This is a genomic window from Laspinema olomoucense D3b (assembly GCF_025370785.1).
In the GTDB taxonomy this organism is placed as follows: Bacteria; Cyanobacteriota; Cyanobacteriia; order Cyanobacteriales; family Laspinemataceae; genus Laspinema; species Laspinema olomoucense.
Window position 1 is genome coordinate 93,787 of sequence record NZ_JAMXFA010000009.1, and the last position, 14,595, is coordinate 108,381.

14 protein-coding genes are annotated in these 14,595 nt (G+C 49.0%); 4 read left to right on the forward strand and 10 right to left on the reverse strand.

Going from position 1 to position 14,595, the window contains the following annotated elements; genetic code table 11:
* Positions 1-2: 2 nt before the first annotated feature.
* The gene (locus tag NG792_RS08930) at positions 3-1,274 is read right to left on the reverse strand and encodes a glycosyltransferase family 4 protein (protein ID WP_261235232.1); all 1,272 of its coding nucleotides are present in this window, start codon (positions 1,272-1,274) and stop codon (positions 3-5) included.
* 672 nt (positions 1,275-1,946) lie between these two features.
* Complete coding sequence (locus NG792_RS08935; RefSeq protein WP_261235233.1) at positions 1,947-2,621, reverse strand: hypothetical protein; 675 nt, start codon at positions 2,619-2,621, stop codon at positions 1,947-1,949.
* Positions 2,622-2,971: 350 nt separating this feature from the next.
* Between NG792_RS08935 and NG792_RS08940 the strand changes: the two genes are divergently transcribed.
* Positions 2,972-3,115 (forward strand): chlorophyll a/b-binding protein, encoded by a 144-nt coding sequence (locus NG792_RS08940; protein WP_015147362.1) that lies wholly within the window; start codon positions 2,972-2,974, stop codon positions 3,113-3,115.
* Positions 3,116-3,274: 159 nt separating this feature from the next.
* Here the strand turns inward: NG792_RS08940 and NG792_RS08945 are convergent, their stop codons facing one another.
* The 7 genes from NG792_RS08945 to NG792_RS08975 all read right to left on the reverse strand — a co-directional run bounded on the left by NG792_RS08945 (position 3,275) and on the right by NG792_RS08975 (position 9,690).
* The gene (locus NG792_RS08945) at positions 3,275-4,363 is read right to left on the reverse strand and encodes a pentapeptide repeat-containing protein (RefSeq protein WP_261199709.1); all 1,089 of its coding nucleotides are present in this window, start codon (positions 4,361-4,363) and stop codon (positions 3,275-3,277) included.
* A 71-nt stretch (positions 4,364-4,434) separates the two neighbouring features.
* Positions 4,435-5,610 (reverse strand): pentapeptide repeat-containing protein, encoded by a 1,176-nt coding sequence (locus NG792_RS08950; RefSeq protein ID WP_317619192.1) that lies wholly within the window; start codon positions 5,608-5,610, stop codon positions 4,435-4,437.
* A gap of 342 nt (positions 5,611-5,952) precedes the next feature.
* Entirely contained in the window at positions 5,953-6,144 is a 192-nt protein-coding gene (locus tag NG792_RS08955; RefSeq protein WP_261199708.1) for a hypothetical protein, read from the reverse strand.
* A 74-nt stretch (positions 6,145-6,218) separates the two neighbouring features.
* Positions 6,219-6,413: a glutamine synthetase inactivation factor IF7A gene (gene gifA / locus NG792_RS08960; protein ID WP_261199707.1), complete on the reverse strand. Its 195-nt coding sequence runs from the start codon at positions 6,411-6,413 to the stop codon at positions 6,219-6,221.
* A gap of 452 nt (positions 6,414-6,865) precedes the next feature.
* A complete protein-coding gene (locus NG792_RS08965) occupies positions 6,866-7,717 on the reverse strand; it encodes a hypothetical protein (RefSeq protein ID WP_261199706.1) in 852 nt (283 codons plus the stop codon).
* Entirely contained in the window at positions 7,714-7,944 is a 231-nt protein-coding gene (locus NG792_RS08970; protein ID WP_261199705.1) for a hypothetical protein, read from the reverse strand. The genes NG792_RS08965 and NG792_RS08970 overlap by 4 nt, the downstream gene beginning before the upstream one ends.
* A 156-nt stretch (positions 7,945-8,100) precedes the next feature.
* Positions 8,101-9,690, reverse strand: coding sequence for a glycoside hydrolase family 57 protein (locus NG792_RS08975; protein ID WP_261199704.1), 1,590 nt, complete (start codon positions 9,688-9,690; stop codon positions 8,101-8,103).
* A 310-nt stretch (positions 9,691-10,000) separates the two neighbouring features.
* Between NG792_RS08975 and NG792_RS08980 the strand changes: the two genes are divergently transcribed.
* Positions 10,001-10,657 (forward strand): hypothetical protein, encoded by a 657-nt coding sequence (locus NG792_RS08980; protein WP_261235234.1) that lies wholly within the window; start codon positions 10,001-10,003, stop codon positions 10,655-10,657.
* A 747-nt stretch (positions 10,658-11,404) separates the two neighbouring features.
* Here the strand turns inward: NG792_RS08980 and NG792_RS08990 are convergent.
* Positions 11,405-11,569: a hypothetical protein gene (locus tag NG792_RS08990; RefSeq protein ID WP_261235235.1), complete on the reverse strand. Its 165-nt coding sequence runs from the start codon at positions 11,567-11,569 to the stop codon at positions 11,405-11,407.
* A gap of 245 nt (positions 11,570-11,814) precedes the next feature.
* Between NG792_RS08990 and NG792_RS08995 the strand changes: the two genes are divergently transcribed.
* Together NG792_RS08995 and NG792_RS09000 are read left to right on the forward strand one after the other, a co-directional pair.
* Positions 11,815-12,840, forward strand: coding sequence for a hypothetical protein (locus tag NG792_RS08995; RefSeq protein ID WP_261235236.1), 1,026 nt, complete (start codon positions 11,815-11,817; stop codon positions 12,838-12,840).
* Between the two features lie 215 nt (positions 12,841-13,055).
* The gene (locus NG792_RS09000; RefSeq protein WP_261200507.1) at positions 13,056-14,150 is read left to right on the forward strand and encodes a hypothetical protein; all 1,095 of its coding nucleotides are present in this window, start codon (positions 13,056-13,058) and stop codon (positions 14,148-14,150) included.
* The last annotated feature ends 445 nt before the right edge of the window (positions 14,151-14,595 follow it).

Genomic DNA, 14,595 nt, shown 5'->3' on the forward strand with positions numbered 1-14,595 from the left:
CTTTAAATCTCCTGTCTATGCGCTGAGTGTTTATGCTTTCCTTTGCGACAGGCGATCGCCTCTTCAAACAAAGCTTCGTATTTATTTAAAGTCTCCTCAAAAGCATAATGGGCGATCGCATACTCTCGGCCTTGCCGACCCAAAGCCTCCGTTTTTTCGGGGTTTTTATACAGATCTAAAATTGCATTTGCCAGAGCTTCCGGGTCTTCCGGGGCCACAACAATTCCCCCTTCACTATTTTTAATCGCTTTTGCAGCAGTCCCCGTAGCTGGCACTGAACCAATAATCGCCCGCCCACTTGCCAGCAAAACCGGAATTTTTGAAGGCATATTAAACCCAATGACATTATGCTTTTGCAGCACTAACCCCACATCAATCCCCCCTAACATATCCGGTAGGGTTTCCCTGGATTGAAACGGCAATAAAGTGACATTATCCGCCCCAAACATTTCACAATATTCTCTTACCCGCCCTATGGCTTTCTGTTCCCCCACCACCACAAAGGCAATGTCCGGAATATGGGTCAGTTTCCCCGCTGCTTTGATAGCCGTGGGCAAATCCTGGGTTAGGGCAATATTTCCCGAATACAGCACCACAAACTTACCCTTCAATTGATGCTGATTCCGAAACTTATTATCCTCTTTCGGTAACGGCTTAATGAAATTTGTATCCACCCAATTTGGAATTAAAGCAATTTTCTCCGAGGGTACGGATTTCCCTAACAAATTCTCCACAAAACCCTCAGCAATCACGCTGATTTTATCCGCACTGTGACAGGCAAATTTTTCTAATTCCGTAAACGCCCGAATCACCTTTTGATTTTTCAGCAACCCCACATGAACCGCCGCTTCATGTTGAATATCCTGAATATTTAAAACCACCGGACAGCCCGTAATTCGCCCTAACAAAGTCGCTGGAATGCAGACCGGCAAGGGGGGAACCGTTGCCAAAATGACATCAGGACGCCAACCGATTAACGCCTGCGGAAAACTATTCACGACAAAACTGCCATCAAGTAACACCCGATCTAATAACGACGGTTCCGGGCGAATATACACCAAACTGCGTTGAATTTTTACGCCGTTTCTATCTTCATTCACATACCATTTGCCCTCATATTCTGGGTAAATGCGGCGTTCAGGATAATTAGGCATCGCCGTGACGACGCGGACTTCATGGCCTCGATTCACCAGTCCTTCTGCCAATTCGGTCATTAAAGGAGCGATACCGATCGGTTCAGGATGGTAGTTGTAGGAATAAATTAGAATCCGCATAAAATCAGTGGTAATCAAGGAGTGCTGTTTTAATCATTGGGGAAAATGCCCATCACTCGGAAATTTTGGCGTCTTTAAGATTCCCCCCTCTTAAGACACTTTACTCAGACCCTGGAACAAGCGAACAAGATAGACCTGGAATGCGCTTGCTCCAGGAACAACCTGTGAGGGTAATTGGACTCACAATTCTAATTTCAGCCTCGTCAAGGATTCTTTAGTGGACTCCCTCCCCAGGGTTGGGCAGGAGGGCCGCTAAAACATCACTTGTTATTGCCGCACTCATCTCCCCGAAAGATTGAGTTCCATTCAGTTTTTTCCCGCTTATCGGACTGCTCCTGTGGTTGGCCTCTTTTCGCTCGCCTCGTTCGTAGTTGCACAGCTCGGTGATTCTGCCCCATCGCAGAACTCGTTTTCTTTACCTTACAGGTTATTTTATTCTATTATAGTCAAAAAAATAAACCAGCAGCACCCACCCAGTCCTCTAGCCGCATCCGGGCCTATCCTTAAGATGATCCCCCTTCCAAAGCGGAAAATTTGTTTAAATTTCTCTTCACTCCCTCTGGCCTGGGCCTTTTTTTTAGCTTCCCCAAATCACCGCACTGCTTTTGGCCCTCAATCCTCCATCCCGACCCAGAATCCCTGACTCCTGACCTAACCTGTCCCTCAATGGGTCTAACTTCTCTTGACTTGTAATTTACCAATTTTAAAGTTGACTAGGGTGGAAAAAACCGAAACGATGAAATAAAACAAGCGAATTACCCAACCTCGACCGGCGTATAAATAACCAACCAATTCAGGACTTAATCTAGTAATTCGAGCAAATCTAGCTTTGCTTTTTCTCTCTAGTTCTTCTAATTCTATCATTTCTTTTTCTCGAACGGGCAGAGAGGGGGATTTAGCGGTGTAAATATAATATCCAATAAATCCCTCTTGCTCAGGGGTGGATTCTCTCAAAAATGTATTAGTAATCAACTCGGCTTGATTATAAGAAATGTTTTCTTCAGCCGCAAATAATTGAACCCATTTATAATATCTAAAAATAGTGCCCGCACTAAAAATTAAGGGAACTAATACCGCTAAAGTTAGCCCACTGACTCGGGAGGCAAAATAACGGGGTAACAGAATGGTGGCTACGCCAAATCCCATCCCTAAAATCCCAAATACAATGATATTCAGAAGTTCCATAATTTCTAGGCTTAAAAGGGCGTCGCCTATGAGGGGAATTTGATAGACGAGGGCATCCCCCAGCAGAATGGATATAAATTTGATTACTAATGCAATCAGTACGACTGCACAAGTTACTAAAAGATACAACAAGGTGCGGCCCAAAAGTTTTAGGTAAAGCATTGGCTCTCCGTGGGAGTCAGAAATACAGGCTGATAATAACACTTTGCACCTTTCAGATTGTTGGGGGCCTCTTAAAGGCATGGCCCTCTCTCGGTTTACCCCTGGACTCCGTATCCCCTTCACTGCAATCTAGGACCACCTTGGAGCCAGGGTGGAGCCTTGCCCCGGGTCGAGATGATATTTGGTTATAGCAGGTTTACGGGAGATTTCTCTTATTTTTTTATATCCTTTATTACCAATCGGTAATTTGTTTGACCTTTGTCAGGATTTTGTAACGAAATGTTGCAGTTTTCAAAACTATGCGTTAAGTTATATTACAGAGACTTGACTAACTAGGAGTTTTCTGAATCATGGATGATACAAAAGCCAAATTCGGATTTACAGAGTTTGCGGAAACCTGGAATGGTCGTCTGGCAATGCTAGGTTTTGTGATTGGTGTAGCAACTGAGTTGCTGACGGGACATGGCATTCTGTCTCAGATCGGACTCATGTAACTTTTAAAAATATTTTTCTTTCCTTCCTTCTGAGAGAATCAAGCGAACAACCCAATGCCTGAAAGTATCAAGATTACTTTCAGGCACTTTTTTTGTAATGGGAAGGGACAACTGTGAATCAAATCGGGGTTTTTTGAGGGCGATCGCGCGGATTTGGTATCAATCACCGTGCGGGTTATCAGTCCCGGGGTCCTCAGATTCAAAAATTGCGCCTAGCTTGAGCAAATCCTGTTTTAGGGATTCGGAAATACCCACTGTGTGAGCAAATCGCGCCCGATCGCAGATGACACCAGTCCACTCAACCCGACTGACATCGGCACCCGTTAAGTCAGCATCCGTTAAGTTTGCCCGACTCAAATCCGCATTTTTAAGAACCGCATCCACCAAACAGATCCCCGAGAGATTTGCCCCTCGCAGATAAGCGGCACTAAAATTAGTCCGACGGGCGATCGCATTCGTCAGATTAGCCCGATTTAAGTTCGTGCGTAAATCAGCATCACTCAAATTAGCCCCACAGAGGTTAGTTCGGTTAAGATTGGCATTAGTTAACTGAGCCTGTGATAAATTAGCCCGGGCCAAATTTGCACCGGATAGATCCGCCAGTTCCAGATATGCATTGCTAAAATCCGCATTTTCCAAGTCGGCATGACTCAAGTCTGCATAATGTAAGTCAAGATTGCTCAGATTACCCCCAGCAAAATCCTGTAGGGGATTGAGTCCTAGACTATGGGCGATCGCGATAAAATCATCGCTTTTGGTTTCAAAAAACAACTCCCGGGCGATCGCCAGGAGACGGTCCTGGCACTGCCGCACCCGATCGCCCTCACCGAGGTGCTGATAACCAATTTTTAACTGATAGAGGAGGTGACCCTCTAAGGCTGTATCTGCCATTTCAATAGCGATCGCCATCCGGCGTTGTTGATAGGCGATCGCCCGTTCATACTCTCCCAGAGTCGAATAAGCCGTGCCTAAATTTAACAGCGCATTCCCCTGTCCTTGGAGGTCCTCCAGATCTTGAGCGATCGCCAGATGTTGCTCATAACAGCCCACTGCCGCTGTTAAATCTCCTAGGGCCTGATACGCCGCCCCCATATTCCCCAGGGACGCCCCTTCCCGACCTCGTTCCGCCGCTTCCCGATAAATCGCCACCGCCTGCCGCCAAGACTCAAGGGCCGCCTCGAACTCCCCCTGCTGATATTGGGCAATCCCTTGTTTTAGCAGTAAATCTCCTTCAATCGTCATGTTCATCACTTAAGCATCAGGTTAACGGGGGACCAATTCACTGTGGACTCAAACCGTTCAACGATGTTCGGGCAGCGTTAAGGCTCAAAAATAGCACCCCTTGCCTTGAGGTCCTGTTCCATCTGTGCAGATAAACCCGAATCCAGCTTGAAACGCGCCTGCTCCACATTGGCCCCACTCAGGTTGGTATTGGTGAGATTGGTCATGACTAACCCCGCCTGATGCAAATCCGCCCCGGCTAAATTGGCGCCAGACAAGTCCGCATCACTGAGATTAGCATTACTCAAAGAAGCCTCTTGCAGATTGGCATTTTTCAGCGAGGCACCGCTCAAAGAAGCTAGGGCCAAACTACAGCGATGGAGATCGGCACCGGATAGGTTCGCATCGCTCAATAGTGCGCCACTGGCATCAGCCCCGGCTAATTTGGCCCCAGCCAAGTTTGCTTCACTCAAATCAACGTCACTGAGGTCAGCACCCCGCAATTTTACCCCAGGCAGTTCGGCCCCGCTGAGGTCCAGTCCGCGCAGGTTACAACCCCAGAGTTTGGCCCCGGCAAAATCCCGGGCGGGGTCTAGACCGGCCAGTTTGGCCAGTTCGATAAAGTTATCAGTAGTTGCTTCTAGAATTGGGGCGATCGCCTCTGCAATGGGTGACAAGTCCCGATGGGGGGGAACCTCTTCCACCTCCGTTGGTGCCGATGGTGGGCCAGCATAGTGCAGTTCGGTCCGGGTGAGGTGTGGATGGAATTGACGATCCACGAGCGATCGCGTTAGCAGTCGCTCTAAAATGCCATGTTGATTGGGATTGATATCGTGGGGCCACAATCCTTCCGACTCTACCATGAGGATATTAGCAGCACTCACCTGAAATGTGGCCTGTACCCGCACAGGAGTTCCCTTGACTTGCAACCGGGCGAGTTTCAGAAGTCCCAGACTGCCTTTGAGAATAGAGCCATCCCCAGTAATATCTAAAATCCAATGGGAAGGGACTGGAGTCCCGGTTGTAACTTGACAGGAAATGGCTTGGGATGGCGAAGAGGCGATGTCTGCTAATTCCGTGACCAAACCGACTCCCTCGGGGAGGGTCGCATTTTCCAGGTTTAGCATCAGCTTGCCACCCGTCAACCCAAACTTAAAACGACCACCCAGGACCTCTTGCCAGACCTCCTGAAAGTTTAGGGTCAAGTTCAAATCAAGGAATGCGGTGTCATTGGGCGACTCTAAGATAGGGGTGCCCGTCAATTCAATAGACAAGCAATGGAACTGTGGACGATCAGAAGATGGTTGTTGCATAACCCAGGCGCGAACGATCTGCTTCGGAATTTGCCTAAGCTTTTACCGTATCACGAGCTAGGGCATCCCATCTCAATTTGCCTGAAAACGACTCCCGGGCGATCGCGGATCCGGTTTAACCCCCCCCAAAAAAATTAAAGGCGCTGCTTTAGTTCAAAAGCAGGCCCTAATTGGAGGTTGATACAATTTAATAATTCAATTCAACTGGCGAATATTAGAGAGAATCAGAGGCTCTCAGTATTTTGGTCACCATCGTCTGCACAAAATTGGATTGACTTCGCGATTCAGACCGACTGTTTGGGATTAGCTCATTGAGGCGCCCTTGCTGTTATAAGGCTGACAGCCATTAGATTTGCACTGGTCCGCATTGCTGTTCCAGCAGTCGCTGTCCTCTAAACCAATTTCTTCCGCAGTTCTTGTCAACATCGATTGCTGACGGTTTTTGGCGAGATGTTGATGACGAGTCATTCTGACGCGAGCTAGATCTTCAGACATTGGATTATTCTCCTTTTTTTTATTAGTGAAAATGCACAAAAAAAATGATTGATGGGAATGAAAAGGCGAGTGACTTAGCTCATCGTGGATTGAGAGCGGTCATAAGACTGACGGAAGTCAGAAGGGGGTTTGCCTTGAATGGTACTGGAATAGTCGTCGGGATCCAGACCGATTTCAGCCGCGCTCCGGAATAACATGGATTGCTGACGGTTTTTGACAACTTGATGGTGACGCATCATTAAGGCACGAGCTTGATCTTGAGCAGACATTTGAGTAGCCTCCTGGTTTTTTTCGCGGGTATTTTTTCGGGGGAGTTTTTTCTCCTGTTTTCACTATAAAGGTAAATTCTGTAAAAAATGCTACAAAATAGCCGAATTTTACAAAAATTTACATAAATCTTTGGGATCACTGGAAAGTCTTGCCATCAGAGCGATTCCAGTGGGACAAGGGGAGGAATGAGGGCTGTGGGTGAACTTTTCCTGTGATTCTGAGAAGATTTTGGGAGATGGGGAGGATGGGGAGGATGGGGAGGATGGGGAGGATGGGGAGAGGGGGAGGATGGGGAGGATGGGGAGGATGGGGAGGATGGGGAGGATGGGGAGATGGGGAGGATGGGGAGGACAGTAGGGTTTGTTGAGGAACTTTGTGGTAATTCTTCAAAAATCTTGGACAGGAAACTGGGTTCTTGTCCTTGGGATCTCATCCTGTAGCGACCCTGGCCCTACGGCGAGAGTTGGCTGACTCGTTCTTGAGCGTAGAGGAGATTCGTCTGGTATTCTTGAGCTTTTTGCTGGGCGGTGGAATAGTCTGGACTATCGGAGGGGACAGATTTCATCAGACCGATCGCCTGTTGCCACTCCTGAGTAACCCTTATCCAGTCTTCCGGGGTTTCGGCCCATTGGGTCAAACTGGCGGCACTCATGGCCTGATTGACGGCGTAGCGGAATATTTCGTCGGGTTGGGGAGGGGGAGAAGGGGCTTGGGCTGGAGGTGGCGGGGGTTCTAAGGGCGAGTTCGTGACGGGCATCGGGAAGAGTGGAGGCGGTGGCGGGGGTGCGTAAGCGATTTGGGTGATTTGCTGTTGAGCGTAGGACCAATTGGTTTTGTACTCGACTGCCTTTTGTTGGGCAACCGGGCGATCGGGACTTTGATCAGGGACCGCTTCCATAAGGGCGATCGCCTCGGACCACCAGGACTCTACCGTTTGCCATTGCGCCTGAGTCCGTGCAGATTGAGTCAGGGTCGCTGCGGTCATCGCGGCATTGACCCCTTGGCGAAAGGCGTCTTCCGGGGGAATAGCTGCAACTTCATCCCCTGGGGAAGGTGGAGAAAACATCACCGAGGGAGCAAAATGGGGAATGAGTCCCCCGAAGAGATTAATAGCGGCTAGGGTGACTGTAGCGATCGCCACCGTAGTCAGGAAAATCGAAATTTTGGAGCGATGAAGCGCGATCGGCCCAGGGGTTTGCGCCGATGGCGTAGAAGACTGACAAAGCCAAACCGGGAGTACCCCGGGGTCACTCCCTTGGGGGGAAAATCTGCCAGACACTTGAGGATTTGAAGGTTCCTTCACCTTACAGGTAGACACCTTTGTTGCCATAGACGATTGGGAACCCATAGGTTCACAGGTTTGAAACAGTGAATCTTGCCATTCACAATTAGGACAATTAAATTGGTGGGCGCGAGGCTTCCATTGGACCGAAGCGCCACAGTGCGGACAGGGAAAATAGTTAAACAGAGGATTAGAATCAGACATTGATTCGAGGCGATCGCCGCAGGCAACTCGCTCTTTTTTAGCACAATTTTCTCCTATTGGCCGAGCAAACCCAGGTCAACCCGTCGAAAAAAACCGGGTTTCTTAGGAGGAAATAGAGCATTTAATCTACCCTTAATACCCAGAAACCCGGTTTCTATCCGAGAGAAAATCAATTTACAATGCATTGAACTCAAGACAGATTACAAGGGACGATAAACCCGATAATTAATCTCCGGGAAAATATTATCAATCGCCTCTACCTTGGATAACCAACCGGAATCAATCTTGCCGATATTGATATCCTCATAAAGTTTGTGGAGACGCATCAAATGCGATCGCGTCCGCCGGACCGCATAAGGAACCATCGTCCCCGTCCGCATGATAAACGCCCAATCCGAAGACTGTGCCAGGAGCAATTCTCGGGCCGCTTGGTTGAGCGCCCGCCACTCCAGCTCATCTGCCGGGTCCCGATGACTCAACTCGATCATGCGTTCAGCCGCCTTATGTAAATGAGGGTAAACCCACGTATTCGTTTCATTGAGCCAATACTCGTGGAAACCTTTATAACCCCAGCTAGACTGAGAAGGACGACAAACCTGCTGAGTCGGATTGTTGCGTAAGTAATCCGCCAGGTGGGTCATCTCATAAGTGCCTTGGTCATACCAAGACTTGCGGAAGAGGTAATCAATGAACCAAGGGCCTTCATACCACCAGTGACCGAACAATTCCGCATCATAGGGAGAGACAATAATCGGGGGGCGTTGCATGATGCCGTGGAGGTGTTCCACTTGACGCGCTCGGTTAAACATGAAATTGCCTGCATTTTCAGCAGACTTTTCTCGGGCCCAATAGGGGTCATAAAGGGCTTTATCCCCTAAACCGAGACCGCGACCCGTGATTTTGTGATATTTAATCCCCACATTTTTGCGCTGACCGTTCGGCATGATATACGGTTTGATATAATCGTATTCAGCTTCCCAGCCCAAATCCTTGTAAAATTCGCGATATTCCGGGTCACCGGGATAGCCGACCTCCGAAGACCAAACCTGTTGAGACGATTCGTGATCGCGACCGAAGACCGCTACCCCAGACTCGGTAAAAATGGGGGCATAGGTGCCAAATCGGGGACGGGGACGAGCGTAGAGAATGCCATGACCGTCCGTGAGGAAATAGCGCAAACCGGCATCGGCCAACATTCGCTCCAAGCCTTCATAGTAGGCACATTCCGGGAGCCAAATGCCTTTGGGGGGACGACCGAAATTTTGTTCATAATGTTCGCAGGCGACCTGGATTTGAGCCCAGACTGCTTGCGGGTACATTTTCATCAAGGGTAGGTAGCCGTGAGTGGCACCACAGGTGATGATTTCCAGATTGTTGGAGTCTTGGAATTGTTTAAAGGCAGACACCAAGTCGCGATCGTAGCGTTCCCAGATTTGGCGTGTGTCGTTAAACTCATTGGCATAATGTTCCGCTAGATAGCGAATGTGACCATTGTGCTTGTTATGCTCGATTTCTAGTTCAGCAAGTTCTTCGAGTTTAGCGAGGTGTTCCTCGTAACGGTCTTGGAGCAGGGGGTCCCGGAGCATCGACACCAAAGGAGGCGTCATACTCATGGTAATTTTAAAATCGATCCCATCCCGCTTTAAGCCTTCAAATACTCGCAGTAAGGGGATGTAGGTTTCTGTAATGGCTTCATAGAGCCATTCTTCTTCTAAAACATAATCACTTTCGGGATGTCGCACGAAAGGAAGATGGGCGTGGAGGACGAGAGCAACGTAACCGATAGCCATAGTGTATTGTTTCTAGTGTAAGAGATAAAACTGACGGCAGCTTCAGGCAAGTTTTCTGTATGTGTAAGATTTTAGGATGAAAGAGGAAGCTATCAACCAATGGATTGAGGCAGATGAGAGAAAATTGTGCTCTAAGTCGGGGTCAGACAACCCGAGTTAGGTCCAATCCGGGGAAGATTGTTCCTCATCGTAGGCACAGTTACCCGTTACTCTCTCGTCTCTTGCATCAAGAATAACGGAATCACAGGGGGTTCCCTGGTAGAATTCAATCCCATTACATTTCCCCGGAAGGGACAAGGAAGTTGGACAAATGATCGAAAAAATAGCTTTGGGACTCCTAGGTTTGGCCGTCGGTGTGCTGCCTACAATGGTGTTACTGACAACTCCCGTCCTAGCTCAATCTGTAGTGGAGGAGAAGGGGACACTAGAGAGTGTGATCTTGGCACAGGCTGGGGCATTGGCTAATGTCACCTTGAGATTGGAGGATCTGCCACCGGGCTTTACGGCCATGCCTCCGGCTGAGATAGCGGCCCTCAAAGAAGAACTGAGTCAAGAGCAGCTTAATGTTGAGAATGTTTTTGCCTTTACTAGACTGCAAAGGTTTCAACTGATTATGGGGATAACGACCAGACTGGAAACGGCTCAACAACAGGCGGAATTTGACGAATTACTGGGGGATCCGGAAAAGTTGAAGTCGTTGTTAGCAGAAAACCTCGAACAGACAAACGTGCCTGCGCAAGCCTTAAATAATATCAATAATATCGGCGATGCGGCGGCGGGTGTTAGCTTTCAGGTGGATTTGGGTAACTTGTTAGGCCAGTTGGAAATTTTGGGGTTGCGCAGAAACCAGATGGGGGCGTTTGTGTTCGTGTTATATCCTGATGGTGACAGACCCTTATATCCGATCGCTCAAGTCGGACGCCTACTGGATCGTCGGATTCAAGAAGTACGCACTGGGGGTAATTAGTGGCAGTCCCTTTGGGCAATTGTTAGTTTGAATACAGACCAGATAACTGTGAGCCAGCTAAAGCGATTTCCACTTAAATGAAGCAGTGAAGTTCGAGGGCGATCGCCAGGGGAATAACGGATCAATTAATCAGGTCGTCAGGTTCAGAGGTTACGGTTTCAGATGGCCTAAAGCATCGGCACAGGAGGGTGAAGATACCCGGGGTTTTTCAGAAAACTGCTAGGAATTAGCAACAAATTCGATGGCAGAAACCCGGTTTCTTGTCCTGTATATCGAAATCCTCTGGGGACCTTCGAGAATGAGTGACAGCTAACCCATACCGTGGCTGAGGAACTATCGAACCAGGCGCGATCCCCTGAAAATTGCCGCAATTCCCCCAGCAATGGTAGATTTTAAAACAACTTTAGCCATCACATCCCGAATGATGACCGTAATAGAGTGCAACCGGAATCAAATATTGAAAAAATTGTCGAACGGATCTTCCTCACACACCGCATCACGCGGGCGGATCAAAGAATCTTTATGATGACCCTGTTATCTAAGGATTCCCTGACCTCGAAAGAGCAAATTTTGATAGACCGAGTATTTGAGGCCCTACGCCAGGGATTGTTAAGGGTTGTCGATTAGACCCCGGGCAAAATCTGGAGCAGACGCCCCAGCCCTGTTCCATCGGGTTCCCAAACATCACGGAACCCTGACAAGACCGGGGGCAGTTGGGGAATCATCCCAGCAGTCGAGGGGATAAGTCTAGGTCAAGGGAGGCGATGGTGGAGTTCCCCCGTGGCGATCGCCCGTTAGGGGTTGATACCCTGAACCCAGGACGGGCAGACATCCAACTCGGTTTGGAGAGTTTTGAGCACAAGGCGATCGCCAGGGTGACCCACCCCCGCCCCGATCTTCCGCCCTTTCCACACCTGCCCCACCGGGGAGTTCAGTATAGTAGAGGGATAAAAAACCAGGGTTCTGGAGAAAATTGCTACTCAGCCGCCCCAAAATAGGGGCCGAAAGCCAGTTACTTGCCCGTTTTATCTGAGCGCGGAACTGATGTACTAGAGAAAGTCAAAGTTTGAGGTAAAATCCAATCTACCGACTAAGCTAAAGTTTCCCGTGGGTATTCTCGACAGTAAGATGATTTCAGAATCTACCTACCTCCTCCCATGCCCTTATTTAATGCACCGAAAGACCAAAAAGAACTCGCCAGAAAGGGCCAACCCGAGGCGATCGCTGCCGTAGTCAATCACGCGATTCAATCTCAAGGGATAACTGCAAAAGCCGTACTCAAAGACGGTTCTTTGCTACTGTTGCTTGAATCGGCAACAGTCCCCGATCCCACGGCCTTAGTTCCTTTCATTAAGAATGGTCTAACCGAGTTGGGGATTGAGTCAGTTCCGACCTTGAAGATTTACGGACGCAAAATCGGCGATCGCCTTCCGGCGTGGCAAGAAGAAATAGACATCGAACCCCCCGAAGAAGCATTCGCCCCTGATGAGGATATGTTCGCCACCGACGAGGATATGTTCGCCCCCGATGAGGATATGCTCGCCGAAGATGAGGATATGCTCGCCGAAGATGAGGACCTCCTCCCGGACGACGAAGATCTGATGCCCAACGATGATTTAGAGGGGTCTGAGGAAGACGAGGAAGGGGAATACCTCGACGACGAGGACGAGGAAGAACAAATCGCCTCGGTCAAACCCCCGGGCAAAAAATGGTATCAGAATAAAGTCCTGCTGCTCGTTCCGCTGGTCATTTTAATCGTAGGTCTAGGCGGGGGTGCGGCCTACTGGTTCCTGATGAAAGGTCAACAGAACCCAACTCCCGCCTCTGACTCTGCGGACCCCGCAGCCGAAGCTCCGGCCCCCGCAACAGCACCAGCGGCAGCCCCCACACCGGCTCCTGCAACAGCACCAGCGGCAGCCCCCACACCGGCTCCTGCAACAGCACCAGCGGCAAATTCCTTTGCGGAAGCAGTGAGACGAGCAAGTCAGGCCGCAGAGCAATCCCTAACGGCTCAAACCCAGGCAGAATGGAATCAGATCGCAGTTTTGTGGCAGGAAGCCAGCGATTTGATGAGCCAAGTGCCAGAAAACAGCCCCAATTACTCAGCGGCTCAACCCCGAGTGGGGCAGTATCAGCAAAACGCTGATTCGGCTCGCCAACGGGCTGCCAATGCTTTGGAGTAAAGGGAAGTAAGTTTTAAGCTCATGGAAAAAAGTGGGGTGATTGAACAGAGCAAACACCCCATACAACCCGAGGCGTCGAGACTTTGCCCTCATAGATTGCTGTGGGACCGAGCAGGAGGGGTGCTCCCGCTTTTATCGGCAAAACTGACCCGTTCCTTTATCCTTATGGTTATCGGTATTCGCGCTTTTTCCTAATCATCCCCTGGTGGCCAGCTATGACACAGACTGAGCTTTTGGAACTTGCTAAACAGGGACGCCCCACTGCGATCGCCGCCCTGATCAATCGGTCCCTAGAACCTAAAGGGATTACGGCGAAAGCTGCCCTTAAGGGTCGGTGCTTGCAGATTACCCTTGCAGCCCCCAAGGTTCCCAATCAAAAAGTTTTAGCTGGGTTTATTTATCAAGGGGTGATGAAATTGGCTCCCGAGGCGATCGCCTCCCTGAAAGTTTTAGCTCTTCAGACCGGACAGACGACCCCCGCCTGGTCCCAGGAGTTTAAGCTCTCTCCCCAGGCTGAATTTTCCGAGGAACTCTGGGCCAGCACTCCCGTAGAGGCTCCGATTTCGCGGACTGGAGGCTCCCGCAAGTCCTTAAATTCCACCCCACCCCCCTCAGCTAATGAGGGAAAAAAATCGGGCCGAAGCCCCCAATCCCGGAACGGCGATCGCCTCCAAAAATTCCCCCAATCCGTCGATAATTCGGCCTCAGTTACTGACAGTTCAGAACAACTGGCTGAAGGGCGATCGCCTCTCACCGCCCTTGACTATGAGGACTTACTCCGAGAGATCGGTCATTTTCCCCAAAAAGGAAAATTTAGCGTGGATTACTACTACGCCATTCCTAAAATCGCTCAGGCTCTAGCCGACTTGATGCCCTCAACCAGTCAAATTCTTGACGTCGTTGGGGTCCGATATCAAGGTCAATTAGCCTGTCTTGTGCTGACTGAAAGGGGTTTAGCTTGTTTTTCTTGTCCGGATTTTTCCCGAAAAGCAATTAAAAGTTTCGGGGTTAATTTGAATAAAATTACTCACCTCAGTGCTGGAAAACGAGGGCTGAGTATTTATCAGCCCAAAGGTATCAAAAATCATTTCTATTTTTATAATAAAAAATTAGGCAAAAATTTTATAGAAGGAAAAATTTCCGAGTTTATTCCCGTGGAAAAAACTCGATTTATTCCCGATGATCGCCATGAAATTACGCTAACCCTGTTTGGGTATTTTTCCTTGTTTTTATCCCTCCTGGTCAATCTGGCCGGATTGGGAGTGGGGGTCTGGTTTTTAGTTCAACGAATGATAGATTTTCCATTTTAATCTTCTCCGGTTCATTCCCCAAATTGCTGGGATTTACCGCCCCAGTCCACCCTTAACGCAGTAAAGATTCTCTAGTGACCAGTGAGCTTAAATGAAACCTGAAATTCCTACTAGGCGGTTTAGCTCAACGGTTGTTCGTCACCCATTGCAATTTAGGCGATCGCCTTGCCAAAAAGTTATGTGAAAGATAACAATCCCTTAAAAGATGAGGATTGCGGGTGGATGAAGAAATTGAAGGGGAAGAAAACCCGGTGATTTGGATTCGCAAGCGGTTAAATACCCTATTTGGAATTTAATGGGAATTTAAACCGCCAGAAATCGAGAGCCGATTAGCTCGACATCAGAGCCTAGAGACAAGGGGAATTTTCCAGGTAAAACCCTCCCGCTGAGAACGTCAGCTAGGCTAGGTTGTTTCAGATCACTGGACTTGAATTCCCCAGTCCAT

Bases quoted from the DNA above. Each gene is read 5' to 3' on its own strand.
- NG792_RS08930 (WP_261235232.1), bottom strand. From the start codon at position 1,274: ATGCGGATTCTAATTTATTCCTACAACTACCATCCTGAACCGATCGGT.
- NG792_RS08935 (WP_261235233.1), bottom strand. From the start codon at position 2,621: ATGCTTTACCTAAAACTTTTGGGCCGCACCTTGTTGTATCTTTTAGTA.
- NG792_RS08940 (WP_015147362.1), top strand. From the start codon at position 2,972: ATGGATGATACAAAAGCCAAATTCGGATTTACAGAGTTTGCGGAAACC.
- NG792_RS08945 (WP_261199709.1), bottom strand. From the start codon at position 4,363: ATGAACATGACGATTGAAGGAGATTTACTGCTAAAACAAGGGATTGCC.
- NG792_RS08955 (WP_261199708.1), bottom strand. From the start codon at position 6,144: ATGTCTGAAGATCTAGCTCGCGTCAGAATGACTCGTCATCAACATCTC.
- gifA (WP_261199707.1), bottom strand. From the start codon at position 6,413: ATGTCTGCTCAAGATCAAGCTCGTGCCTTAATGATGCGTCACCATCAA.
- NG792_RS08975 (WP_261199704.1), bottom strand. From the start codon at position 9,690: ATGGCTATCGGTTACGTTGCTCTCGTCCTCCACGCCCATCTTCCTTTC.
- NG792_RS08980 (WP_261235234.1), top strand. From the start codon at position 10,001: ATGATCGAAAAAATAGCTTTGGGACTCCTAGGTTTGGCCGTCGGTGTG.
- NG792_RS08995 (WP_261235236.1), top strand. From the start codon at position 11,815: ATGCCCTTATTTAATGCACCGAAAGACCAAAAAGAACTCGCCAGAAAG.
- NG792_RS09000 (WP_261200507.1), top strand. From the start codon at position 13,056: ATGACACAGACTGAGCTTTTGGAACTTGCTAAACAGGGACGCCCCACT.